The organism is Sphingomonas sp. ERG5 (assembly GCF_000803065.1).
Taxonomy (GTDB): domain Bacteria; phylum Pseudomonadota; class Alphaproteobacteria; order Sphingomonadales; family Sphingomonadaceae; genus Sphingomonas.
In genome coordinates, this window is the sequence record NZ_JSXI01000029.1 from 280,457 (window position 1) to 302,817 (window position 22,361).

At 65.2% G+C, this 22,361-nt stretch carries 23 protein-coding genes; 13 read left to right on the plus strand and 10 right to left on the minus strand.

Going from position 1 to position 22,361, the window contains the following annotated elements:
• Positions 1–165: 165 nt before the first annotated feature.
• Complete coding sequence (locus OO12_RS13045; RefSeq protein ID WP_034159083.1) at positions 166–507, plus strand: hypothetical protein; 342 nt, start codon at positions 166–168, stop codon at positions 505–507.
• Positions 508–1,098: 591 nt separating this feature from the next.
• Here the strand turns inward: OO12_RS13045 and OO12_RS26910 are convergent.
• Positions 1,099–3,165 carry a prolyl oligopeptidase family serine peptidase gene (locus OO12_RS26910; RefSeq protein WP_052215835.1) on the minus strand — a complete coding sequence of 689 codons (2,067 nt, stop codon included), beginning with the start codon at positions 3,163–3,165 and terminating at the stop codon, positions 1,099–1,101.
• Positions 3,166–3,589: 424 nt separating this feature from the next.
• Here OO12_RS26910 and OO12_RS13055 point away from each other — a divergent pair, with 424 nt between their 5' ends.
• Positions 3,590–4,765 (plus strand): hypothetical protein, encoded by a 1,176-nt coding sequence (locus OO12_RS13055; protein WP_152616410.1) that lies wholly within the window; start codon positions 3,590–3,592, stop codon positions 4,763–4,765.
• Between the two features lie 116 nt (positions 4,766–4,881).
• Positions 4,882–5,742, plus strand: a complete 861-nt coding sequence (locus OO12_RS13060) for a hypothetical protein (RefSeq protein ID WP_152616411.1) — start codon at positions 4,882–4,884, stop codon at positions 5,740–5,742.
• Between the two features lie 71 nt (positions 5,743–5,813).
• On the opposite strand, the gene OO12_RS13065 is transcribed toward OO12_RS13060, so the two are convergent.
• The 3 genes from OO12_RS13065 to OO12_RS13075 form a co-directional block, all read right to left on the minus strand.
• Entirely contained in the window at positions 5,814–7,352 is a 1,539-nt protein-coding gene (locus OO12_RS13065; protein WP_160296802.1) for a PH domain-containing protein, read from the minus strand.
• On the minus strand, positions 7,349–7,825 hold the full coding sequence (locus OO12_RS13070) for a PH domain-containing protein (protein ID WP_034159087.1): 477 nt from the start codon (positions 7,823–7,825) through the stop codon (positions 7,349–7,351). The genes OO12_RS13065 and OO12_RS13070 overlap by 4 nt, the downstream gene beginning before the upstream one ends.
• Positions 7,826–8,060: 235 nt before the next feature.
• A complete protein-coding gene (locus OO12_RS13075; protein ID WP_034159202.1) occupies positions 8,061–8,687 on the minus strand; it encodes a glutathione S-transferase family protein in 627 nt (208 codons plus the stop codon).
• Between the two features lie 105 nt (positions 8,688–8,792).
• Between OO12_RS13075 and OO12_RS13080 the strand changes: the two genes are divergently transcribed.
• From OO12_RS13080 to OO12_RS13090, 3 genes are all read left to right on the plus strand, one after another.
• Positions 8,793–9,515 carry a helix-turn-helix transcriptional regulator gene (locus OO12_RS13080; protein WP_034159088.1) on the plus strand — a complete coding sequence of 241 codons (723 nt, stop codon included), beginning with the start codon at positions 8,793–8,795 and terminating at the stop codon, positions 9,513–9,515.
• A gap of 270 nt (positions 9,516–9,785) precedes the next feature.
• Positions 9,786–10,559: an SDR family NAD(P)-dependent oxidoreductase gene (locus tag OO12_RS13085; protein WP_034159089.1), complete on the plus strand. Its 774-nt coding sequence runs from the start codon at positions 9,786–9,788 to the stop codon at positions 10,557–10,559.
• Positions 10,560–10,594: 35 nt separating this feature from the next.
• On the plus strand, positions 10,595–11,296 hold the full coding sequence (locus OO12_RS13090; RefSeq protein ID WP_034159090.1) for an aspartate/glutamate racemase family protein: 702 nt from the start codon (positions 10,595–10,597) through the stop codon (positions 11,294–11,296).
• Positions 11,297–11,550: 254 nt separating this feature from the next.
• Here the strand turns inward: OO12_RS13090 and OO12_RS13095 are convergent, their stop codons facing one another.
• Positions 11,551–12,981 carry an aminotransferase-like domain-containing protein gene (locus OO12_RS13095; protein ID WP_034159091.1) on the minus strand — a complete coding sequence of 477 codons (1,431 nt, stop codon included), beginning with the start codon at positions 12,979–12,981 and terminating at the stop codon, positions 11,551–11,553.
• Between the two features lie 116 nt (positions 12,982–13,097).
• Here OO12_RS13095 and OO12_RS13100 point away from each other — a divergent pair, with 116 nt between their 5' ends.
• Both OO12_RS13100 and OO12_RS13105 read left to right on the plus strand, forming a co-directional pair.
• Positions 13,098–13,958, plus strand: a complete 861-nt coding sequence (locus OO12_RS13100) for a DMT family transporter (protein ID WP_034159092.1) — start codon at positions 13,098–13,100, stop codon at positions 13,956–13,958.
• 57 nt (positions 13,959–14,015) lie between these two features.
• Positions 14,016–15,191 (plus strand): glycosyltransferase, encoded by a 1,176-nt coding sequence (locus OO12_RS13105; RefSeq protein WP_034159093.1) that lies wholly within the window; start codon positions 14,016–14,018, stop codon positions 15,189–15,191.
• On the opposite strand, the gene OO12_RS13110 is transcribed toward OO12_RS13105, so the two are convergent.
• Positions 15,183–15,926, minus strand: a complete 744-nt coding sequence (locus tag OO12_RS13110; protein WP_052215837.1) for an FMN-dependent NADH-azoreductase — start codon at positions 15,924–15,926, stop codon at positions 15,183–15,185. The genes OO12_RS13105 and OO12_RS13110 overlap by 9 nt on opposite strands.
• 84 nt (positions 15,927–16,010) lie before the next feature.
• On the opposite strand from OO12_RS13110, the gene OO12_RS13115 reads away from it, so the two are divergent.
• Positions 16,011–16,922, plus strand: a complete 912-nt coding sequence (locus OO12_RS13115) for a LysR substrate-binding domain-containing protein (RefSeq protein ID WP_052215838.1) — start codon at positions 16,011–16,013, stop codon at positions 16,920–16,922.
• A gap of 22 nt (positions 16,923–16,944) precedes the next feature.
• Here OO12_RS13115 and OO12_RS26915 read toward each other — a convergent pair whose 3' ends face one another.
• Positions 16,945–17,319, minus strand: a complete 375-nt coding sequence (locus OO12_RS26915) for a hypothetical protein (RefSeq protein WP_052215839.1) — start codon at positions 17,317–17,319, stop codon at positions 16,945–16,947.
• Between the two features lie 74 nt (positions 17,320–17,393).
• Positions 17,394–17,630, minus strand: a complete 237-nt coding sequence (locus OO12_RS28580) for a hypothetical protein (RefSeq protein ID WP_160296803.1) — start codon at positions 17,628–17,630, stop codon at positions 17,394–17,396.
• Between the two features lie 407 nt (positions 17,631–18,037).
• On the opposite strand from OO12_RS28580, the gene OO12_RS13125 reads away from it, so the two are divergent.
• The 3 genes from OO12_RS13125 to OO12_RS13135 all read left to right on the plus strand — a co-directional run bounded on the left by OO12_RS13125 (position 18,038) and on the right by OO12_RS13135 (position 20,237).
• Complete coding sequence (locus tag OO12_RS13125; protein WP_152616412.1) at positions 18,038–18,658, plus strand: hypothetical protein; 621 nt, start codon at positions 18,038–18,040, stop codon at positions 18,656–18,658.
• 254 nt (positions 18,659–18,912) lie between these two features.
• Positions 18,913–19,764, plus strand: coding sequence for a hypothetical protein (locus tag OO12_RS26920; RefSeq protein WP_052215840.1), 852 nt, complete (start codon positions 18,913–18,915; stop codon positions 19,762–19,764).
• A 2-nt stretch (positions 19,765–19,766) separates the two neighbouring features.
• Positions 19,767–20,237 (plus strand): tetratricopeptide repeat protein, encoded by a 471-nt coding sequence (locus OO12_RS13135; protein WP_034159095.1) that lies wholly within the window; start codon positions 19,767–19,769, stop codon positions 20,235–20,237.
• Positions 20,238–20,292: 55 nt separating this feature from the next.
• Here OO12_RS13135 and OO12_RS13140 read toward each other — a convergent pair whose 3' ends face one another.
• Together OO12_RS13140 and OO12_RS13145 are read right to left on the minus strand one after the other, a co-directional pair.
• Positions 20,293–21,120, minus strand: coding sequence for a TorF family putative porin (locus OO12_RS13140; RefSeq protein ID WP_082006514.1), 828 nt, complete (start codon positions 21,118–21,120; stop codon positions 20,293–20,295).
• Positions 21,121–21,356: 236 nt separating this feature from the next.
• Complete coding sequence (locus OO12_RS13145) at positions 21,357–21,839, minus strand: VOC family protein (RefSeq protein ID WP_200887457.1); 483 nt, start codon at positions 21,837–21,839, stop codon at positions 21,357–21,359.
• A 43-nt stretch (positions 21,840–21,882) separates the two neighbouring features.
• On the opposite strand from OO12_RS13145, the gene OO12_RS13150 reads away from it, so the two are divergent.
• Positions 21,883–22,302 (plus strand): PaaI family thioesterase, encoded by a 420-nt coding sequence (locus OO12_RS13150; RefSeq protein ID WP_034159096.1) that lies wholly within the window; start codon positions 21,883–21,885, stop codon positions 22,300–22,302.
• The last annotated feature ends 59 nt before the right edge of the window (positions 22,303–22,361 follow it).

A 22,361-nucleotide genomic window follows, 5' to 3' on the forward strand; every position in this document is an offset into this window, starting at 1 on the left:
TGAGGCGCGATCGGCTCGTCATATCCTAATACGCGCTCGGTATCGAGTGGATCCCGCCAGTCGCTCTTCACTGGTGTCATCAAGGCGCTTCACAGCCTCTTGAGCCCGACCCCCAAGAGCGTAAACTCTCCCACAGTCGAACATCGACGGAAGGGAGAGAATGCGATGATCAGGATCATGGCCGGGGCCGTTTTGGCAATGGTGGTGGGCGCCGGCGTGGCGTTACCTGCACAAGCGAAAGGCACCGGCGCCTTCGCTTATTGCACCCTCAAGGATTACGACAAGGAGCAGATCCATTTCTCGTCAATCTATCAGGGGGCGAGCGACAAGGCAGCCGAGGACGCCTATTTCAAATATCTGACCAAGGCGGTGCCCGGCGTCAGCGGATCGGTGATCTGCTGGGCGAGCGCCAGCGCGGCCGACGCCAAGGCGGCGATGGCCGACAAGAAGGACAGCGAAGCGGGCTGGAAGATGGTCGACAATGACTGGAAGCCGGGCGCACCATAAGCGGGTCTCGCCATGTCCTGTGGTGGGTGACGCCTGAGTTGCCGCCTGCCTGCGGATGTGGATTCAACCTGGCGATCGATCGTGAAAGAGTGGCGACGGACGGGAAACCCTCCGGCTTCCCGCCCCCGCTCTTTCGCATCATGAAGATCGAACCATCGTGCGTCGGCACTGGCCCGCGCGGCACGGCGTGGACGTACGCCTCACCCGTAAAATGCTGGACCTTCCGCCGCCGCTGTTCCGGCAAATCCGGCGCGGTTCGGCCCCCCGTTATGGCTCGGGCATATGGCGGGAAAACAGGACGCGCGTGCCGGATCGCCACGCGACGCCGCGCGCTCCGCCATTTCCCGATATTCGCGCAGCGCTCCCCGCAAAATTCCCGCGCGCTCCATCAAAATTCCCGCAGAAATTCCCGCAGATTCCCGCAGCACGCTCAAAAAAGCATCTTCCCGCAGCACTTCCCGCCGCTGCGGGAAATCAAGGATGACAGGGCAGCTATTTTCGCTGCGGCACCATGGTTGGGGAAAGGACAGCCGGAAGCAGGGCGATGTCCAGGTTTCGGATGCGGATCGAGACCGAGGCCTTATCCCCGCCTCACGGCACATCCTTCCGCGCCGCCGCCAGCGGATCCGGTTCCCCGGCGAACGCCGCGCGCAGGAAGCCGAACATGCGGCGGCGCAGATCGATGCCGTGCCACGGCTCCTGGCTGGCCAGCGCGCGGAAATTGCCGCCGGTCTCGCCATGGCCTTCGCGCGGATAGACCACCAGCGCGACCGGCGCGCCGGTCTGCTTCAGCGCGCGATACATTTCGAGTGACTGGCCAAGCGGGTCGGTGACGTCCTTGTCGCCCTGCAGCAGCAGGAACGGCGTCTTCGCATTGCCGGCGGTGGACAAGGGGCTCTGACGCCACGCATCGGCGAAGTTGAGCCAGGGCTTGCCGTAATACCAGCGGTCGTAGAACGTCCCGTCCTCGGTGCCATATTCGCTGAACTGGTTGATCACCGGCGCGCCCGAGACGATCGCCTTGAACCGATCGGTCTTGCCGACGACGAAGCCGGCCATTTCCCCACCATAGCTGTAACCGATCAGCGCCATGCGGCTGGCATCGATCGGATGCGTCTTCAGCACCGCGTCGACCCCGGCCATCACGTCGCGGTAATCGGCGCCGCCCATATCGTTCTTGTTCGCGGCGGTGAATTTTGCGCCATAGCCGGTACTGCCGCGGATATTGGGTTGCAGCACCGCCCAGCCTTCGGCGACCAGCATCTGGACGAGATTGTCATAGCCGTCCTGGAAACGGCTGGCCGGGCCGCCATGAATGCTGACGACCAGCGGCACCTTGGCGCCCGCCGCGGCCTTGGGCAGGTACAGCAGACCCTCGATCGTCAGTCCTTCATTCTGCCAGGTGACGAGCTGCGACGGCACTTTCGGCCAGCGTGCCGGGACCAGCGCGGGAGCGGCAAGCGCGACCGGTTTTGCCTCGAGGGCCGGCAGCAGCATCGCGGTGATCGGCTGGGTCGGCCCGGCGGTGAGGAATGCCCAGCCCTTGTGCTGCGGGTTGGTGACGAGCGAGAAAGCGACGGGCTGATCGGTGCTGATCCAGCTCACCGCGCCGGTCCGCGTCGACAGCCGCGCCAGGCGCGAGCGCGTATGCGTGCCGATTTCCAGGATCAGGTCGCCGTCGGGCATTACCTCATAGCTTGATGGGATCTCGCCATCGAACCCGCGCGTCAGGTTGCGCACCTGCCCGGTGCCGAGGTCCTTGACGATCAGGTCGTTGCAGCGCGGTGGGGCGTCGTCGGCGCACTGGTCGGTATAGACCAGCCGCGTGCGGCCGGGGAGGAAGGCGACACCCTTTGCTGTGCGCGGCACATCGATCGGCGTGGCGGCCAGCGATGCCGGGTCGATCCGCCGCAAACGGGCATCGGGGCCGGTTTCATCCGAATCCGGGTCGGTGGCGACGATCAGGTCGGCGCCGTCGAACGACCAGTCGGCCGAGCTGAACACGCCGTCGACCGGCACCGCGCGCGCCGCGCCGCTTGCGGCATCGACCAGGTAGAGATGCGTGCGATGATCGGGAATGCCATGGGCATAACCATCATCCTTGCGCTCGCGCCGCGCCTTCACCTCAGCCGTTTCGGGGTCATCGGCCCATAGCGCGATGGTTCGGCCATCGGGCGACAGGGTGTAGCCCGAGACGGCCAGCGCATCCTTCATCACCTCGCCGCCCCAGCGCGCGGTCAGGGCCGTGCCGGCCTTGCCGAGCTTGTACTGCTCGGGCTCGCCGCCGGCGGGGGGCAGGCGATAAAGCGAGCGGGTGCCGCCTTGCGTCGCGAGGAACAGGATCGATCCGTCGGGTGCGAAGCTGCCACTGGTTTCGCCGCGCTCGCCGGTGCGGAAGGTCAATTGGCGCGGTACCGCGCCGGGTGCGAGCAGCCACAGATGCGGCAAGCCGCCATTCGCGGTGGTCTCGGTAATGCCGGCGAGCACGCTCCGCCCATCCGGCGCCAGCGCGATCCCGCGCATCGCCCGCACGCCAGTCCGCACTTCCTCATTCATCGGGAAGGGCGGCGGATCGGCGGCGGCGACCGGCCAGGCGGTGGCGCCCGCCAGGATCAACAGCGCACTTGCCCGTGTTATCGCCCGCATCATGATCGCCATCCCCGCACTCCCCACTTTGCGGCGATATCGGACGAATTGGGGGCGCAAGTAAACCGCCGCCAAAGCCTTAAATCACTGTCCGTCCGATTCAACATTTTCGCCGGACGGCTATCGCCCGCCCATGATAGCCTTGCCACGCCATGGGACGAGCCGATCGGCAACGCCCCGCGTGCGTGTCGCGCGACGGGAGACGCTGGTGCACTTGCCATTCGAACACGATATTTCCGCCGATCCGGCGCTTGATTCCGCGCCGATCGAAGAGGCCGCCGGGCCGGTCGATCCTCCAATATCGGCCGTTCCGGACGAGCAGGTCGGCACCCCCACCGTGCCGGGTGTCGATGTCGCCGCCGCGCAGCGTCGCGTCAGAATGCAACTTTACTCGCGGATGATGACCGATCTGGAAGTGCTGACCGGCGGCAAGCGCATGGCGACCGATGCGGAAATCGACGAGGCGCTGGTTCGCGCGGCGCGGGCGCAGGGGTTAATCGTTCCGCGGCGCCCCGACCAGCGATCGGCGGGCGCGATGCCGGACGAGGTCCGGCAGCCTCCGGTTGCGGCAATCTTGCCTATCGGCAGCGGATTGGATTGGGGGCGCTCGCCGTTCCGGCCGGGGGCTGCAATGCCTGACATGCGGGCAAGCCTTCCTGACGATGCGGATGGCATGATGAAGTCCTTCCGCATGGACGACAGCGCGGTCGTCGCGGACCAGACAGCGCCGCCACCGGCGAGCCTTGGCGAGGCCGGCTCTACGCCGGCAGTCGCGCCCCAAGGCAAGCCGGGCAAACCCAAACCGGCGAAGAAGATCAAGGCGGTCTATCCATCAAGCCTGTCCGTGAACATTCCTCTCGCGGAGTTTCTGCAAACAGGTGCTGCCCGATGGGGCGATCTGGAGGCGCCCGAGCCGAGCAAGAGACCCAAGCCGACCGAAGAACAAAAAGCCGCGACCGAAGCGGAAAAGAGGCAACTGGAAACTACATTTCAGGCGCAGCAAGAAGCCTATCGGCGGGAAAAGCAGAACGCGAGGCGGGAGGGCAGGCCGTTGCCGCCAAAGCCGGTCAAGCCCAGGCCGGCCCCCAGCGGCAAAGATCCGGCTACATTCTCCGACGGTGATCTGGAAGAGGTACGCCGTCGGGAGCAGACGAAGCCGAAATCGGTGGCATATGACGCGCCGGATCCCAGAGTTGCCGCGTTCGTCCTGTCGATTGCCGCCGCGACCGCCAACGCCAAGGTGCATGGCACTCAGGACGTTGAAAAGACGATGGTCGTCGGGCCGGATGCGTCGGGCGTCCTTGTCGTCAAATGGATCGCGCTGGTCGGCAGGGCTGGCGGCAGGATGCCGCCAAGCGGGCCGGGCGATACGATGATCCATGTTCATTACGACAATCGCAAGCAGCCCCCGCACGAATCGGATTCCTCCGCCGCGCGAGCCGGGCGGGTGAGCTATGTCATCGGCCGGGATGGCCGCAATGTCTGGGAAGTTCGGCGCGAGGGCGACGCGGTCAAAGTCGGCCTGATCACGGCGAAGGGTTATGGGCCGTTCGAGGACTTCCAGCCGGAACCGGATGACTACACATATTATAATACTCGTCGGTACCCGTAAGATGAACCGATTCATCGTAGAGGCGTCGGCGTCGGGCGACGGCGACATTGGTTCGAGAAATGGTTGATCTGAACAAATGTAGAACATATGCTCGGTAAAACTGACCCGAGGAAGCCATGATCGGATTCGCGCTGCTCGCTAGCCTAGCCCTGATGTCACAGGCCGCGGCGCCGACCGAGCCCGCGAGTGGCGAGACACCGGTCGCCGCGGAGAAAAGCCACGTCGTGCTGCTCAAGGCGAAGATCGTGGCGCTGAGCGATTCCCCCACTCCAAAACCGGAAGACGCGGACGCCGACGAAAAGCCCGACAGCCCTTTCCTCTTCCACGCCAATGCCACGATCGATGTGCAGAAGGTGTTATGGGGCAGCTTCGAGCCGACGAAAACAACCGTCCGGCTGGAAATGATGTATCGGCCGCGCGGCAGTGCGCGAAATATCTATTTGCTCGCCTGGAAAAACGCGGATGGATCGCTGGATCCCACGGAGTGGCATGAGCAGAAAGAAGGGTTTTGCCTCACCGGGAAAGATGCGGAAGTCTACGCCATACCAAAAGAGCATCTGGCACGCCTGGTTGCCGCGGGTGATGTCGCCTGTTCCAGTGACTATGTTCTGCTCAAGGCGAAGATCCTGCAGTATGGCAAGTCTTATATCGATGACAACAAGGTCCTCGATTCGGGTGAGACCGAGATTGCGTGGTATTCGCACATCGTTACCACGATCAAGGTGCAGCAAGTCCTTTGGGGGCATTTCGGCCCCAAGACCACGAAGATCATACTGACGACACATTCGCGACCGAGCCGGCGGGGACTTTACATCTATGTGCTCGCCTCCAAGGATCTGGATGGTTGGCTGGATGTCTCTGATTGGAGCGCGCAGGATAATAAGCTCTGCCTCGATGAGGAGGATGCGGAAACCTACAAAATGCCCAAAAAGGATTTGGCGCGCCTGATTGCTGCGGGACATATCCGGTGCCGGTAAAGGTGATGGTTGGTTTCCGAGGCCTCCGGCTGGCGGCATGCGATGAGCGGCGCGGTTGCGCTTGACCCGAGCTACCGGACGGCCCGCCGCACCTCCATGCACCGGACCAGATCGGCGACCAGTTTGGCCGCGTCCGGTTCGTTCAGATCATGGATGTCCGGGCCATCGAACAGGCTGGCCCCCGCCGTATCGATCAGCACGCTGGCCAGGCCGAGCTGACGCTGGAGCCAGCCGCGGCTCAGCGTGATCGACTGGATGCGCGCGATCGGCACGACCCAGGTCGTGCGCCCGACAACGCCGCGCTGCACCTGCAGCAGGTCGCCATCCAGCGCGTAACGATGATATTTCCGCCGCAGCAACGTAAGGGCCAGCAGCGGCAAAAGCAGCGGCAAGGCGAACAGCGCCTCCACCCGCCACAATGCCGCCGCGGCGATGACCAGAGCGGGCAGGGCGATGCCGCGCAGCAGCGCGCGCCAGACATGCCGGCGCGATACGGGCGCCATGTCAGCCGGATCGACTCGCCTCAACCGCAACGCCTCGAGCAACCAGTCTATCTCTACTGGCCGGGCGAGGGGGGCTAGATCCTGGCGGCCGTCCGTGCCGTCTCCGCTGAGCAACTGTCCGCGCAATCGCTGCCAGCCGAGCCGGCGCCGGACCGGTCCCGTATCGATCGCGGCGAGTTGAACCCGCGGCAGCGCGATCACCGCTTCGCTGCGGGTCAACAGTCCGCGCACCCGGCGCATGCGCCCGGCATCGGCACCATCGCCGGACAGCACGAAGCCATAGTCGCGCATGGCCGTCCGGACCACGCCCGCCACCACGCCGAGCACCAGCACTATTGCCGCACCCATCGTGATGGTCATCGCCCAGGCGCCGATCGAATCCGGGTGGATCATGCCATCGCCGGTGGTGATCACGCGCCACACCATATCCTCGTCGATGCCGAGCGTCGAACGAAGCAGTGGACGGAGAAATTGTAGCGCACCCAGCCCGACCGCGATCCACACCAGCGAGAAGTTGAACAAGCCCGAGAGCAGCACGCGCCCGGTGGTCATCGCGAACAGCACTGACGCGTCCGGGACCGGGGCAGGATCGATCTGTTGTCCGACCTGAGGCGACGTATTTTCCGGCACAGACGCGCTTGCGCGCTGCCGGCGCAACACGGCGCGCAGCCGCTCCGCCTCGGTTATCGAGACGCTGTCGAGCTTGCCTTCGTCCTGTCCTGCGCCGCCGGTCTCCAGCGTCAGCGTGGCCAGCCCGAACAGCCGCTGCAGCGGGCGCTGTTCGATCCCGACATCCGCCATGCGTTCATAGGGAATGGTGCGACGGTTGCGGCTGAGCACACCGCTCTCGATCACGACGGCGTCATCGGTCAGGGCATAGGTGAAGCGCCGCCACGCGATCCAACGCAGCGCCGCCGCGCCCAGGAAAGCGGCGGCGGCAATCGCGAGTACCACCACCAGCTTCATGCTCGACGTCACGGCCAGTATCGCCGGCAGACCGAGCAGCGTCGATGGTGCTCCCCTGATGATGGCGATCAGCATGGTGGCCGGGTGGAGCCGCTTCGGCGTCCCGTCGATCCCCACCTCGTTCAACCCCGCTTCGTTCACCACTTCTCGGCCTTGATATGTGCGCGAATGGTATCGCGCAGGCGTTCGGCGGTCGCGCGCGTCACGCCCGGCAGCGTGACGGTCGCATGTGCGGTGCCCGCGGTATGGAGGACGAGGCGCGCGACGCCGAGCGCGCGTTCCAGCGGCCCCTGTGCCACGTCGATATGCTGGACCCGGGTGAGCGGCACGACGGTATAGGCCGTGGTCCAGACGCCGTATGCGATGTGCAACTCATCCTCTTCCAGCGCCCAGCCCCAGGCCGCCCAGCGCCGCCGCGGCGCGACCAGGAGTGACCAGGCGGCGATCAGCGCAGGGACGAGCATGAAGGGCCAGGCGGGCCAGTCGAGCTCGCTCCGCGCGGCAAGGCCCGCACCCACGCCGCCGGCCGCAAGCGCCAGCGACGGGACAAGTGCCCCGACATGCATGACGATACGCTGGCCGGTTTCGAGCGGAGAGAGGGAGGCATGATTCATCGCGGATCCGCTCTTATTGCAGCGACACGCGAAGGCCGTCGGCCATCGCGGCAGCTGAATGGACTGGCCTGCTCGTCACGGTGTCCAAGGGAGCCGTCAGGGTCAAGTCCGAAGCGCATGAGGTGCGAGGATTGCAGGTGCATTGCGAACACCGCCCGATCGATCGCGCGGAAGAGGGGGTAGGTCCGTAGTCGAAAGGTCAGCGGGGCGTCGCCGCAACGACGCCCCGCGGCCCTTACGCCGCTTGCACGGCGTCGGCGGGCGCGTCCTTGGCGCATGCTGCGGCATGCGCCGGGCGGTCGGCGATGCGCGCGAGATAGGCGTCGAGCGCTGCATTCTCCGGCAGCACTTCGCGACCCCAGCCGATCGTCGCGCCGATCATCACATCGACTGCGGTGAAACGATCGCCCATCAAATACGGACCGGCCGCCAGAGCCTGGTCGATCCGCCGCATCACCGCGACGAGCGAGTCAGCGGTGCGCGGATTCTCCAGCGCGTTGGGGACGAATTTGAGCATCGCGACCAGCGGTTCGAACTCGCTGGCGTTCCAGGCGAGCCAGGCGAGGAAAGCGCCGCGATCGGCGGTGCCGACCGGTGCGCCGATCCCGGCGGCGGGATGGAGATCGGTGAGATGGATGGCGATTGCGATCCCCTCGGTCACCAGCGCGCCGTTATCGACAATCGCCGGCACCTTGCCGTCGGGATGGGCATTGCCCGCTGCGCGCGAACCGGCGCCGCCATCGCCCGGGCCGCCGCCATAAACAATCGGCACGTAACGCGTCTCATAAGGTACACCGAGTTCCTCGATCAGCCACATGGTGCGGCCCGAACGGCTTTGCGGAGCGTGGTAGAATGTCATCATGATCAAATCCTCCATGGCGCCGGCGGGGTGCCGGTGCGGTGAAACTTGACTAGCGACAGGCTGCTGCCACCATGCTGTCAGCATCCTGCCATTATGCGGATTTTCATGAGACGCGCAGACCGCCTTTTCCAGATCATCCAGGTGTTGCGGCGAACCCGCCACCCGATCACCGCCGACGCTATCGCGCTTGAGCTCGAGACGTCGAAGCGCACAATCTATCGCGATATCGCGACACTGATGGGACAGCGTGTGCCGATCCGCGGCGAGGCGGGGGTCGGCTATGTGCTCGATGGCGGGTTCGACATGCCGCCTCTGATGCTGACATCGGACGAGCTGGAGGCGGCAGTGCTTGGTGCGCAATGGGTGCGCACGCAAGGCGACCGCGCGCTGTCCAAGGCGGCCGACGATCTGATCGCCAAGCTCGCCGCGACAGTGCCGGAGGCGCTGCGCTCGCTGCTGCTCGAACCGGTCGTCGGCACGCCGCCGCGCTGGCGCACCGCGCCGCCCGAGAGCGTCGATGTCGGGCAGTTGCGGCTATGGTGCCGGCGCGGCAACAAGCTGGCTCTGGTCTATGCCGATAACGAGGGCCGCGGTTCGACCCGCACGATCTGGCCGTTTCTGGTCGGCTATCGCGACGCGGTGCGGGTAGTGATGGCATGGTGCGAGCTGCGCGAGGATTTCCGCACCTTCCGGCTCGACCGGGTGCAGGAAGCGGTGTTTCTGGAGGAACGCTATCGCGAACGCCCCGCCGTGCTGCGCGCGCGCTGGATGAAGCTTATGAAGGTGCGTTATCAGGAGGTGATGGCCGCGCGGGGTGAGGTGGCTTAGCGCGGTGTTTGGCGGCAGCGCCGACGAGACGAGGGTTCAGCCAGCGCTTGTGAGAACGGGTCGCCTGTCCAGCCCGGAACGTTTCCCGATGAGGGCCGGGACTGTTTCCGCTTGTTTCTTAACAGGATCCCGGCCTGTGCAGAGGAAGCATCCTTTGCAACACACGCAACCATCATTGTACGAATATTCGAACAGCCTGTGCCGATTCGGCCCAGTTATCGCACGACGTCTCGCTGTCTATATCGCCGCTCAGCACTCAGGAGACAGTAGATGACCGACATCCCGACCAATCCATCACGCATCGCCATTGTCACCGGCGGCAGCCGAGGGCTGGGCCGCAGCACCGTGCTCAACCTTGCGAAGCGCGGCATCCAAGTGGTCTTCACCTATCACACCAATCGCGACGACGCGGACAAGGTCGTCGCGATGGCCGGGGAGACAGGTGGGCGCGCCGTCGCGCTGCAGCTCGATACCGGCAATGCCGGCAGTTTCGACGCCTTCGTCACCGCGCTCCGGCCGATATTAGCAAGCCTTGGCACCGACCGCTTCGACTATCTCGTCAACAATGCCGGTATCGCGCACCATAACAGCTTTGCCGAGACGACCGAGGCCGAGCTCGATCATGTCTTCAATGTCAATTTCAAGGGCGTATTCCTGCTGACGCAGAAGCTGTTGCCGTTGATCAACGATGGCGGGCGGATCGTGAATATCTCGACTGGCCTCACTCGTTTCACCACCCCGAACAGCATTCCCTATGCGTCGCTGAAAGGCGCGCTTGAGGTGTTCACTCGCTACCTCGCCAAGGAGCTTGGGCCGCGCGGGATCACCGTCAACACCGTTGCGCCGGGCGCGATCGCCACTGACTTCAGCGGCGGCGTGGTGCGCGACAATCCGGCGATCAACAAGATGGTCGCCGACGTCACCGCGCTCGGCCGTGTCGGCGAGCCCGATGATATCGGGCCAATGATCGCGTCGTTGCTCTCCGATGACAATCGTTGGGTCACCGGCCAACGCATCGAGGTGTCGGGCGGCATGGTTCTCTGATTGCAATCATGCCCTGAGGCTTTACGCCCCAGGGCATGAAGATGATCGGCCTGATCGGCGGCATGAGCTGGGAAAGCTCGGCGGAATATTATCGCCTGCTCAACCAGGGGGTGCGCGACCGGCTTGGCCCAACCGCATCGGCGCGGTGCCTGTTATGGTCGTTTGATTTTGCCGAGATCGAACGGCTGCAGCATGCCGGCGACTGGCCGGCGCTGACCGAACGGATGATCGATGCCGCGCGCCGGCTTGAAGGTGCGGGGGCGGAGCTATTGCTGATCTGCACCAATACGATGCATCTGATGGCGGACGCGGTGCAACAAGCGGTGGCTGTGCCGCTGCTGCACATCGCCGATCCGGCTGCCGAAGAGGTCAAGCGAGCCGGCCTTCGTCGCGTCGGGCTGCTCGGCACCGCTTTCACCATGGAGCAGGATTTTTACACCGGCCGGCTGGCCGCCCGGCACGGGCTTGAGGTGCTGGTGCCCGACGCGGACGACCGCGCGGTCGTACACCGCATCATCTATGACGAACTGATCGCCGGTCTGGTCACGTCGGCGTCGCGGGACGCGTACCGCGCGGTGATCGCGCGACTGGTCGCGCGCGGAGCCGAGGCGATCGTCCTTGGCTGCACCGAGATCATGCTGCTGGTCCGACCGGAGGACAGCGCAGTGCCGTTGTTCGACACCACCACGCTGCATGCCCGTGCCGCCATCTCGCAGGCGCTTGGTGACGGGAGCTAGCATATCTTGGGGCTTGCGCAGCAGCTCTGGTGAGGTGCGACGCGATCGCGCGTCTGTTGTCGACAATAAGAAAGAGCGCGCCGGTACAAGTCCGGCAAGCGATGACATGCCAGGTCCTGTCGAATGATTGAATCGCCCTCAACGACAGGGCCGACGAGATGAGCGATGGGAGATATGTTACACCGGAATGTACCATATCTCAGGTCGCCGCCTCCTGGTGAGTAATTCAGATAATATCGTTATATATAAGATGCTTAATCAGGAATAGCGACAGTGATTCCGCTGCCCGGACGACGTGCGGACAGCGCATCGCGCAGCACGGCGATTACGCGGTCATCGTCCGTCTGTGCGACATTGAAACGGATGAATCCGGCCGCCGATTGCGACACGCTGAAGACATTGCCCGGTGCGATCACCACGCCGCGTTCCAGGCAATGGCGCGCGACATCGGCGGAATCATGCCCATCGGGCAGGCGGCACCAGAGATAGAAGCCGCCGCGCGGCATGATCCACGGCGTGATGCCGAGCGGGGCGAGACGGTCGGTGACGGCCTGGCGCGCATGAGTCAGCCGGCGGCGTAGTTCCTCGACATGCTTGCGATAGCTGCCGCCGGCCAGGATCGCGGCGATGACCTCGGTCGCGACCGGGCTGGGGCCGCCGAAGCTGGTTGCGACCTGCAGATCGACCAGTCCCTCGATCCAGTCGGTGCGGCCGGCGATATAGCCGCAGCGTACCGAGGCGGACAGCGTCTTGGAAAAGCTGCCGATGCGGATCACGCGGTCGAGCCCATCGAGAATGGCGAGGCGTGGCGCGGGCGACGGCTCGAAATCGGCGAAGATATCATCCTCGATGATGGTCACGTCGTGCGCGGTGGCGAGGCCGAGCAAACGGTGCGCGGTCTGCGGCGAGAGGCTCGCGCCGGTCGGATTGTGCAGCGCCGAATTGGTGATGTAGAGCCGTGGCCGTTCCACCGCCAGCGCGGCCTCGAACGCGGCGAGGTCCGGGCCGCTCGGCATGAAGGGCGCGCTGATGAGGCGCACCTGATGCGCGCGAAGCAGCGCCTGGAAATTGAAATAGCACGGATCGTCGACCAGCACAGTGTCGCCGGGTCGCAGCAGGAACCGGCAGATCAGGTCGATCGCCTGGGTGCCCGATCCTGTCAGCATCAACTGGTCGGGCGCTGCCTCCAGCCCCTCCTCGGCGAAGCGTGCCAGCAGCAACCGGCGCAACGCGATGGACCCGCGCGTGCTGCCATAGTTCGACAACAGGGCGCTGTCGGTCCGGGCGAGCGCGCGGAAGGCGCGGCGCAATGCGGCTTGCGGCATCCAGTCCGACGGCAGCCAGCCACACCCCGGCATCAGTACCGACGGATCGGAGTCGAGCGACTGGCGCGACACCCAGAACGGATCCACCGCCGGCTCGCGCCGCGGCTCCATCCCGGCCAGCGTCATGGGCGCCGCCGTGTTGCCCGAGACGTAGAAGCCCGCGCCGCGCCGGGCATGGATCAGGCCCTGCGCGGCGAGCCGGTCATAGGCCTCGACCACGGTCGAGGGCGACACGCGCATCGTCTCGGCGAAGCGGCGCACCGACGGCAGGCGCTCGCCCGCACCAAGTGCGCGGTTGACGATCCGCGCGGTGATCGCCGCCATCAGTTCTTCAGTGCGCGTTGCCGGCGCTTCAGTCATGCCAGACTCCATATTGTACTGGTCGATGGACCCATACAGTTTTGTCGAACTGTACCATAGTGTTCCTGTCGATGTCGCGTGCCTGCGCCTAGCCGGGGCAGCGAAAGCGAGGGATTATGGAACGGACGACGGCAGGTTGGGGCAGCGGGTTTCTGGGCGTGCTCATCTTCAGCGGATCGCTGCCGGCGACGCGTGTCGCCGTCGCCGATCTCTCGCCCCTGTTCCTGACCTCCGCGCGCGCGGTCATCGCGGCGTTGCTTGGTGCGCTTTTTCTCCGCGTGCTGCGCCAGTCATGGCCGGCGCGGAGCGATCTGGTGCCGCTGGCGATCGTCGCGGTTGGTGTCGTGGTCGGCTTTCCGCTGCTTACCGGGCTTGCGCTCCGGCATATCACTGCGGCGCATTCGATCGTGTTCATCGGGTTGCTGCCGCTGGCGACCGCGATCTTCGGTGTGCTGCGCGGGGGCGAGCGGCCGCGGCCGGCCTTCTGGCTGTTCTCGACGATCGGCGCGGCGACCGTCGCGGGCTTCGCTTTGTACCGCAGCGACGGCGGATCGCTGGCCGGTGACCTGCTGATGATCGCGGCGGTCCTGCTCTGCGGCCTTGGTTATGCCGAAGGGGCGACGCTGTCGCGCCGGCTCGGCGGGTGGCAGGTGATCAGCTGGGCGCTGCTCCTTGCGCTCCCGCTGATGGCGCCGATCGCAGTGCTGACCCCGCCAATGAACTGGGCAGGGGTGGGTGTGCCGGCATGGATCGGCCTGGCTTATGTTTCGGTTTTCTCGATGCTGATCGGCTTCATCTTCTGGTATCGCGGACTGGCGCTTGGCGGCATCGCCGGGGTCGGCCAGTTGCAGTTGCTGCAGCCTTTTTTTGGCTTGCTGCTCGCCGGGCTGCTGCTGCATGAACCGGTCGCCTGGACGATGGTCGCCTCGACCGTCATCGTGGTGCTGTGCGTGGCGGGTGCAAAGCGTTTCACCTGACGCGCAAACCACGCCCGGCGTGGGGGAATCGATGCGGAATTCGCCATTGGAGGTCGCATGATCGTGCTGATGTCATCGGTGGGAACGCGCGGAGACGTGCAGCCGGTGGTGGCGTTGGCGCTGGAGATGCAGGCGCTTGGACACGAGGTGCGGCTCTGCGTCCCGCCGAACTTTGTCGACTGGGTCGCCGGGCTCGGATTTACCGCGACACCGGTCGGGATCGAGATGCGCGCGCCGCGGGCGGGGGAGGCGGCGCCCGCCCTGATCCCCGACCTGATAACTGACCAGTTCGAGACGATCGGATCGGCAGCTCAGGGCTGCGACCTGATCGTCGCGGGCGGCGTTCATCAATATGCCGCCCGGTCTGTCGCTGAACTGCATGGCCTTCGCTACGTCGTGGCCGCCTATGCGCCGGTTTCCCTGCCCTCGCCCGACCTCGCGCCGCCGGGGCAGGCGGTGGAGCCGGACGGGGCGGCGGCGACGTTGCGCTTGTGGGACGAAACGAGGCGTGCCTGGAACCTGCGCTCGCTGGAGCGGGTGAACGCGAACCGGGCGCGGCTGGGTCTCGCACGGGTCGATGACGTGATCGACCATATCCTTGGTGACCGGCCCTGGCTCGCTGCCGATGCGACGCTGGCGCCGGCCCCTGCGACGCCAGGCATGCGGGTCGTGCAGACCGGCGCGTGGATCCTGCCCGACTCGCGCCCGCTCGCGCCGGCACTGGAGGCGTTCCTGGATGGCGGCGAAGCGCCGGTCTATATCGGGTTCGGCAGCATGCCCGCCGCACCGGGCACCAGCCGCGTGCTGATCGACGCGGTGCGCGCGGTTGGCCGGCGTGTGATTGTATCGCGGGGCTGGGCGGATCTCGCCCCGATCGACGACGCGCCGGACTGTATCGCGATTGGCGAGGTCAATCAGCAGGCATTGTTCACGCGGGTCGCCGCCGTCGTGCACCATAGCGGCGCCGGCACGACCACCGCCGCCGCGCGTGCGGGCGTGGCGCAAATCGTGGCGCCGATGTTCAGCGACCAGTTCTACTGGGGCCGGCGCGTCCGCGCGCTCGGCATCGGCACGGCGATCGCGGGGCTGAGCCGCGATACGCTGGCGTCCGCGTTGCGTGAGACGCTCGAACCGGGCGTCGCCACCCGCGCGCGCGCCGTCGCCACGACCGTCAGGTCCAATGGCGCAGCGATTGCCGCGCGGCGGCTGGCGGAACTTGGCGAGCTAGGCTGAAACGCGCCGCGATGCGCGGCTGAATCGGTCAGCCGCGAGATTGGCGGCAGTGCCGGAACCCGTCAATCCATCGACCAGCCGGTCCACGTCCGTCTCGGCGGCGGCAATGGATGCGGCGAGGCGGTCGTCGGCGAACTCGTCATATTCGATCGCGACCGTGTCGGTGTCGTGAAGCCCGAGATAGGCGAGCGGCACGGTCAGGCCCGCTTCGACCAGATTCATCGCCGCGAGCCGCTCGCCCGCGTCATAGCCGTAATCGCCGCGCGCGGTCAGGATCACCAGCCTCTTGCCGGCGGGCAGCATCGGCCAATAGGGCGCGCCGGATCGTGCCCGGTCAAAGCCGAAAGTGAGGCCGACCCGCACCACATTGTCGATCCAGGCCTTGAGCGGCGCGGGCACGCCGAAATTATACATCGGTGCGCCGATGACGACCAGGTCGGCGGCGACGAGTTCGGCGGTCAGGCGATCGCTTTCGGCCAGTGCCGCATGTTGTGCCTCTGTGCGCCGCTCGGGCGGGCTGAAGGCGGCGGCGATCCACTCGCCGCTGACCGGGGCCGGGGGCTGCGATCCGACATCGCGATAGGTGATCGCGTCCTGCGGGCGCAGCGCCGACCAGCGATCGATGAACCGCCGGCTCAGCCGTCGCGTGTGCGAGCCATGCCGGTCGCGGCCGGACAGGCCGGCACGCGCGCTGGCGTCGATGTGAAGAATGCGGCGAGAATCGGAAAGCGTCATGTCAAGTCCAGCTCATCTGTTATACGGTACTGGAGGATAGATGGGTTCCAAGGTCAGGTATGACGAACGCGAATTATTCAGCCGATGAGTGAATATGGCTCATCTATCGCACGCCATCGCCGGCTGCCGCCCCTAGCCGCCTTGCGCGCGTTCGAGGCGGCGGCACGGCATGAGAGTTTTCGCAAGGCGGCCGACGAACTGGCGGTCACGCCGACCGCGATCAGCCATCAGATCCGCTTGCTCGAAGCGGTGCTCGGGCTCGCCCTGTTCGTCCGCCAGACCCGGCGCGTCGCGCTCACCGATGCGGGCTTGCGACTCTATCCGACCTTGCGTGACGGCTTCGATGCCTTTGCCCGCACGATTGCCGATCTGCGGCCACCAACCGGGCGCAGCGCGGTGACGTTGAGCGCGACGACCCTGTTCACCGCCCGTGTCCTGCTTCCGGCCCTGGGCGCGTTCCAGGCACTGTATCCCGGCTATGATCTGCGGCTGCATGCCTCGGACGAGGTGGTCGATCTCGGGACGGGCGTGGCGGACATTGCGGTGCGCTATGGGGCGGGGCCCTTTGCCGGGCTGGTCGCGGAACCGTTGCTGGCCGACCGGTTCGGCATCGTGTGCAGTCCGCGGCTTGGCCTGTCCGCGCCGGCCGACCTGCACCACACCCCCTTGCTGCACACCGAATGGAAGCGCCGCGCCGGAGCGCCCGACTGGCGGCAATGGGCGCGGCTTGCCGGCATGGACGATCTCCGCGTCGCGGAAGGGCCGCGCTTCACCGATGACGGCCATGCGCTGCAGGTCGCGATCGCCGGGCATGGCGCGGCGATCGCCAGCCTGGTGCTCGCCCGGGCGGAGATCGATGCCGGGTTGCTGGTCCATCCGTTCGGCCCAGTGATCGACGGTGCGACCTATCATGTCGTCGCGACGCCGGAGGCGCTGGCTGGCGCTGAGATTCAGGCGGTGCGCGACTGGCTGAAAGCGATCGCCGTAGCGGCGTGATGCCTGGGCGATCAGGTGCGCATCACGCGCAACCGCTCGCCAGTCCCAATAGTCCGGTGACCAGGAACAGGCTGGTCGAGGGAAAGCGCCATGGCCTGATGCCGCCTTTCAGCGCCACGGCGATGCTGAGCGCGCTGCACGCTAGGGCGAACACAGCGAGCGCGCAGGTCAGGCCGGGGCCGACATGGCCGAGCGCCGCCGCCGCGAACAATAGCGCCATCGCCGCGATCATCAGCGTGGCCAGGTGCCAGCAATAATAGGACAGCCATTTCGCCGCCGGCGGCAGCGACGTGTCGGCAAGCAGCGGACGCGCGACATGCACGCCGCCGACAAAAGTGTGCGTCGCCCAGGTGACGGCGGCGACCAGGCTCGCGGCCCAAAGGAGGATCTCATGCATCGACGCTTCGCCCCTTTTTCCAACTCCGCCGCGTCATACCCTCTGCCTTTGGTGATCAGCGCGCGATCGGGCCGTCATAGCCGGAACCAACGCCAGTGAAGAACCCGTTTTGCAACGGGCGGCCGATGGCCTTGCAGGATGCCGCTGCGGGATTTGCTGCGCGAAAAGTGTTTTTTCGGCTGGTCTGCGGGATTCTGCGGGAAAAGCTGCGGGAATTTCGGCGGGGCGGCACGGGAATTTCTGCGATAGTCTGCCGCAAGATCGGGAAAAGCGGCGACCTCGCGGCCTGCTCTATCCCCGCCATTGTTCATCGCATCCAGAATTTGGCTAAGGCACCTGCGCAGCGCGCGTGCCGTGCCGCGCGATACCGGTCAGGGGTGCGCTTTCGCCGGAACAGGGATGTCCCTCGGTTTCATGATGAGAAAGAGCGGTCGGGAGGCGCATGGCGTCCAGGTCGCAGTCACGCTGACATGATCCGTAGCGAGGCTGAATCGGTGTCGGTTCTTTTGGGGGGACGGCGATCGGAGCGCTGGCCATTGTCCTCCGCGAGCCCGTCATGCGCGACCGGCTCGCCGGCCGAGGCTCCCGCTGGCCGATTCAAGCTCTCACCCCGCTCGCTACAGCCTCGCATGGCCATGACGGGTCGAGGCGATCGGACACCGTATCCTGTGCATGGCGTGACGGGAGAGACGGTTTGCGCATGCCATACGAAAACCCCTTGGACGAGCCGCCGCCGGACGGAGAGCCCGCTGCCGATATACCGGTCGAGCCGGCTCGGTCGGGTGGCGTCGCGGCAGGGGCGATCGCACCGCCGATCGATGGTGGCGATGCGCCTGTTGCTCCGGGGGACCTTCAGCGCGCCGCAGTAAAGGCGGCGACGGCGGCGTCGGGGCTGGTCGCGGGTGTCGTGTCCGAAGCAATCGCCGATACGGGTGCCGCGCTGCGCCGGGCGAAGATGCAGCTCTACTCGCGCATGATGACTGACCTGTCGGTGCTGACCCAGAACGAACGCCTGCCGACCGATGCCGAAATCGACGAAGCCTTGCAGCGGGCGGCGCGGGCGCAAGGGCTGCCGTTGCGGGCAGCCGGCTCGCCCGACACCGCGAATGAGGCGCGTGGCATGGCTGGTCCGCGTCGCGTCGATGAGCCGTCCGGTGCTGCCATTCCCGACCAGTTCGTCGTTCCGGCGGATCAGTCCCGCCAGACGATTTCCGGCACGGGCACGGTCGAGGATTTCATTCGTGGGAAAGGTGAGCCGGAAAATGGCAATCCGGCGACCCGGCTCAGCAAGGTCAACGCGTACCGGCGACCCGGCTCAGCAAGGTCAACGCGTATCTGAGAGCCGTTACGGCGGAAAATGCCGCCCACGCGGCGATCGAGCAATCGACGCGCAAGTTCGGGCTGGCCGGTGACGCCGGACATGACCTAACCAGCTCGCTGAACAATTCCTACACCAGCGCGAGGGTTGGGTATGACCTTGCCTCGCTCGCGGCGGCGTCGCGATCCTTTGCCGCAGCCAATCCCGATTCTCCTGAATCGGACAAGATATATCTGCTGGACTTCGCCGATGCTCTGGAAAGGGCGTCGATCGCGATGTCGGGCGGGCGATGGATCGACGCGAATTCGAATCCGGACTTCTTCAGCTATGACCGGATCGATTATCCCGACTTCAACACGGCCTATCAGGCGCGCATCCTCAACCAGTCGCGACAGCCGAGCATGTCCGCGCTGACCGCGGAAATGATCGAGGAGCGGCGGAAGATCGAGCTGGACCGGCAGGTCATGGCCAACCGCAATGACGCGCTGCCGAGCTTTGCCGAGCAGACCTATTTTCAGGCACGGGCACAGGGGGCCAGTCTCGATGAACTCGAGCGGCAAATTGCTCGTGGCCAATTTCTGGACGCAGCGACTGCCGCTGCCGGCGCTGCAGCGGCGGCAGGTGGTTCCGGGAGTGGTGGCCTATCTACAGGCCTGCCTCTTGGCAGCAGGCGATCCACAAGTTTTCATCCTGACTATAAACGCAGCTCGCTTTTAGAAGTTGAACCCGCCGTTCGCGATGCGCGTTCGACCTATGTAGGTGGTACTCCCGATAAATTCTCCTCTACAGGTCGAGATGTTGTAAATCGGATGCGTAGCGAGGGACTTATAGTCGGTGATGGGCCATTGCTCAGGGGCAATCCTAACAATCTTAAACTTAGATTGAATAATGGACAATTGGCTACTATCGATTCGACAATAGACATGGCTCACAAAATCGACGTTGTTACTTGGTGGAATGCGGGGTCGCATTACACTGGATCAAAATCGACGCATGTGAGGAAATTCATGCTCGATCCAGAAAATTATATTCTTCAACCTCGTTCCATCAACCGCTCTGAAGGTGCAAAGATACGGCAGATTTACAGGAGGCCGCTCATGCGTGCGGCGGTCAGGAAAAGGAGGTGACGGTGGCGGAAGACAGGCAGGAACTGAACGCTGCGGCTTATGCGCTGATCGTGCATTTGTGCGCTCGGGGCGATCAGCTTGCCAGGGAGGGAGTGTTCGACGAGGCGGTGGATGAGTATAACAAGGCATTGGCGCTGGTTCCTGAACCGAAGGAACATTGGAACGCGACCACATGGATACTCATAGCGATTGGTGACGCCTGTTTCCGTGCCGGCGATGACGAGGCCGCGCTGGAGGCGCTGGAAGATGCCGTGATCTGCCCCGGCGGGCTGGGGAATCCCTTTCTGCACTTGCGCTACGGACAGGTTCTCCTGAACCTTGGGCATGATGATCACGCCGCCGATGAATTGATGCGGGCCTATATGGGCGGCGGGGAGGAAATCTATGCGTCCGAAGGCCCTCGCTATCGGACCTTTCTGAAGACTCGCGCCATCTTGCCTGACCTTGAGGGGGATCGTGCCGAAAGCGATTGAGTGCCCTCACCGGAAGGGGCGCGACGGCGACGAGCCGCACCCCTTCCGTCCGGCGTCAGAACGACGCCGTAACCGAGAAGACCACCTGGCCGCCGGCGATCGGGCCATTGTCCTTGGTCGAACTGAAATTGGGCAGCAGATAGGCCGATTCCGCCTTGCCGATATCGGTGTCGACATACGCGACGCCAAGTGTGAGCGGGCCGACCACCGCATCGACGCCAAGCAACCAGTCGAAATATTTGCCGGTTGGCGCGACGCTGGTACCGTTGGGGCCGAGGCCGGGATTGCCGTCCGAATAGCCGATATGCGCCTTGGCGGTCAGCGGCGTCTTCGGAATGCCGATGGTGGCGTCGCCCCAGAGGTAGAGATTGTCCTCGGACTGGCCGCGGCTGAACGGCGTGTTGGAAAAGTTGCCCAACGCTTCCTGCTTCGGCGCATAGGCCACGCCGGCGAGCAGGCCGACCGGGCCAATCGTGCCGGACACTTTGGCATAGGGTTCGAAGAAGTCGGTCTTGTCCGCGCCGCCAGGATACATGTACCAGGTCACGCCGACATCGAGCGTGCCGCCGCCGACCGGCCGCTTGTACCCGGCGATCAGGTCGAGTTCGAGATTGGCGCCGCCGAACGTGCCCCAACCGGCCAGGTTCGATCCCCAGGCGCCGATATAGAAGCCGGATTCATGCGCCACGGTCACGCCGCCCTGCAGCGCGATCTCCTCGTCCGATTGCGAGACGCCGCGGAAGCGGTAATCGGATACGAGCGCGACCGAACCCGATACGGTGATCGGCTTGGTCGGCTCGGTATCCTGGGCCAAGGCCGGCTGGGCAAGCAGCGCGGCGGACAGCAGTGCGGCTGGGCCGATAAGCGACAGTCTGGTCTTCAATGGAACCTCCCGAATCTCGGTTTAGGTTCCTCCTGCATCCGGATCGCCGGACCGCTCAATCACGAGGGTACGGAAAGGGGCATCGGTCGGCCCGGACGCGACGGATCCTAGCCGGGCTTCATTGCCATTGTTTCACGGCTTTGTAAGGAAAGATTGCCGGCGGGGCGGCGGGTGGCAGGATTTCGCTGACCGTCACCGCATTGAAAACGCGGCAAGCGTAAGCGCTGGGGACCCCGTCAGCCGCCCACCCCGAGATAGGTGGCAATCTGCCAAAGATTTCCCCAGCGGTCGGCAACCGTGGCGCGTCGATCCCCCCATGGCATGTCGCCCGGCAGTTCGATGGCCACGGCGCCCGCGCTAATTGCCGCCTGGAATGTGGCGTCCGTATCGGGGACGTAAAGGTAGAAAAATCCCGGCATGGAGGGCCTGATTCCGCCGCCATCGCTGACCATGATGATCGAGTCTCCTATCCTGAGCTCGGCCGGGCGTTCAGGCACATAGTCGCCCTGCGCGTCGAACACGGCGCGCATAAAATCGACGAGCTCGGCGACATCGGGCGTGATCAGGCGGGGGGTCACCGAATGTCGACCTTCCGGGGTGTAATCGGTCACGCGCTTCCTCCCGACGTTCGACCCAGTGTCCGCTTTCGGCGGCAGATACTCAAGGCTGCCGTTCCACCCATTGCGAACGTCACGATCATCGTTCAAGCCATCGGCCATGCCCCAAGTCCCGCCAGCGCCGCCCTTCCAGCGATCCGTCCGGATGAGCCTGGAAGAGCTCTCCGCCTTTCTCGACACCGCGTTCCCGGCAGTGGCGCGTCCAGCCCTTGGCCAGGTCGTCGGCGTGGCGCTCGACCATGTCCGGATGGAGCTTGACCCCGGTCCGCAGACGCTGCGCCCGGGAAACATCGTCTCCGGCCCGACCTTGATGGGACTGGCCGATGTTGCTGCCTATGCCGTTGTCCTGGCGCATGTCGGGCCGGTCGCGATGGCGGTGACCAACACTCTCAACATCACCTTCCTGCGCCCGTGCCGGGTCGAGCGGGTGGTGGCCGATGCGCGGCTGTTGAGGCTCGGGCGGCGGCTTGCCACCATCGACATCAGGTTGTGGCAGGGATCCGAAGCTCATCTTGTGGCGCAGGCGACGGTCGGATATGTCCTGCCGGAAATTCAGCAGGCTTAGGCCACGCCGCCGGCAGCCCCGGGCGAACGCATAACTGCGCTGCCGTCACGATTCGCCAT

Bases quoted from the DNA above. Each gene is read 5' to 3' on its own strand.
- OO12_RS13070 (WP_034159087.1), bottom strand. From the start codon at position 7,825: ATGAATCATGCCTCCCTCTCTCCGCTCGAAACCGGCCAGCGTATCGTC.
- OO12_RS13145 (WP_200887457.1), bottom strand. From the start codon at position 21,839: ATGGCCGATGGCTTGAACGATGATCGTGACGTTCGCAATGGGTGGAAC.
- OO12_RS13055 (WP_152616410.1), top strand. From the start codon at position 3,590: ATGGCGACCGATGCGGAAATCGACGAGGCGCTGGTTCGCGCGGCGCGG.
- OO12_RS28580 (WP_160296803.1), bottom strand. From the start codon at position 17,630: ATGAACAATGGCGGGGATAGAGCAGGCCGCGAGGTCGCCGCTTTTCCC.
- OO12_RS13060 (WP_152616411.1), top strand. From the start codon at position 4,882: ATGATCGGATTCGCGCTGCTCGCTAGCCTAGCCCTGATGTCACAGGCC.
- OO12_RS13080 (WP_034159088.1), top strand. From the start codon at position 8,793: ATGAGACGCGCAGACCGCCTTTTCCAGATCATCCAGGTGTTGCGGCGA.
- OO12_RS13100 (WP_034159092.1), top strand. From the start codon at position 13,098: ATGGAACGGACGACGGCAGGTTGGGGCAGCGGGTTTCTGGGCGTGCTC.
- OO12_RS13095 (WP_034159091.1), bottom strand. From the start codon at position 12,981: ATGACTGAAGCGCCGGCAACGCGCACTGAAGAACTGATGGCGGCGATC.
- OO12_RS13085 (WP_034159089.1), top strand. From the start codon at position 9,786: ATGACCGACATCCCGACCAATCCATCACGCATCGCCATTGTCACCGGC.
- OO12_RS13110 (WP_052215837.1), bottom strand. From the start codon at position 15,926: ATGACGCTTTCCGATTCTCGCCGCATTCTTCACATCGACGCCAGCGCG.
- OO12_RS26915 (WP_052215839.1), bottom strand. From the start codon at position 17,319: ATGCATGAGATCCTCCTTTGGGCCGCGAGCCTGGTCGCCGCCGTCACC.
- OO12_RS26920 (WP_052215840.1), top strand. From the start codon at position 18,913: ATGTCGGGCGGGCGATGGATCGACGCGAATTCGAATCCGGACTTCTTC.
- OO12_RS13115 (WP_052215838.1), top strand. From the start codon at position 16,011: ATGAGTGAATATGGCTCATCTATCGCACGCCATCGCCGGCTGCCGCCC.
- OO12_RS13075 (WP_034159202.1), bottom strand. From the start codon at position 8,687: ATGATGACATTCTACCACGCTCCGCAAAGCCGTTCGGGCCGCACCATG.
- OO12_RS26910 (WP_052215835.1), bottom strand. From the start codon at position 3,165: ATGGCGATCATGATGCGGGCGATAACACGGGCAAGTGCGCTGTTGATC.
- OO12_RS13045 (WP_034159083.1), top strand. From the start codon at position 166: ATGATCAGGATCATGGCCGGGGCCGTTTTGGCAATGGTGGTGGGCGCC.
- OO12_RS13150 (WP_034159096.1), top strand. From the start codon at position 21,883: ATGAGCCTGGAAGAGCTCTCCGCCTTTCTCGACACCGCGTTCCCGGCA.
- OO12_RS13105 (WP_034159093.1), top strand. From the start codon at position 14,016: ATGATCGTGCTGATGTCATCGGTGGGAACGCGCGGAGACGTGCAGCCG.
- OO12_RS13090 (WP_034159090.1), top strand. From the start codon at position 10,595: ATGAAGATGATCGGCCTGATCGGCGGCATGAGCTGGGAAAGCTCGGCG.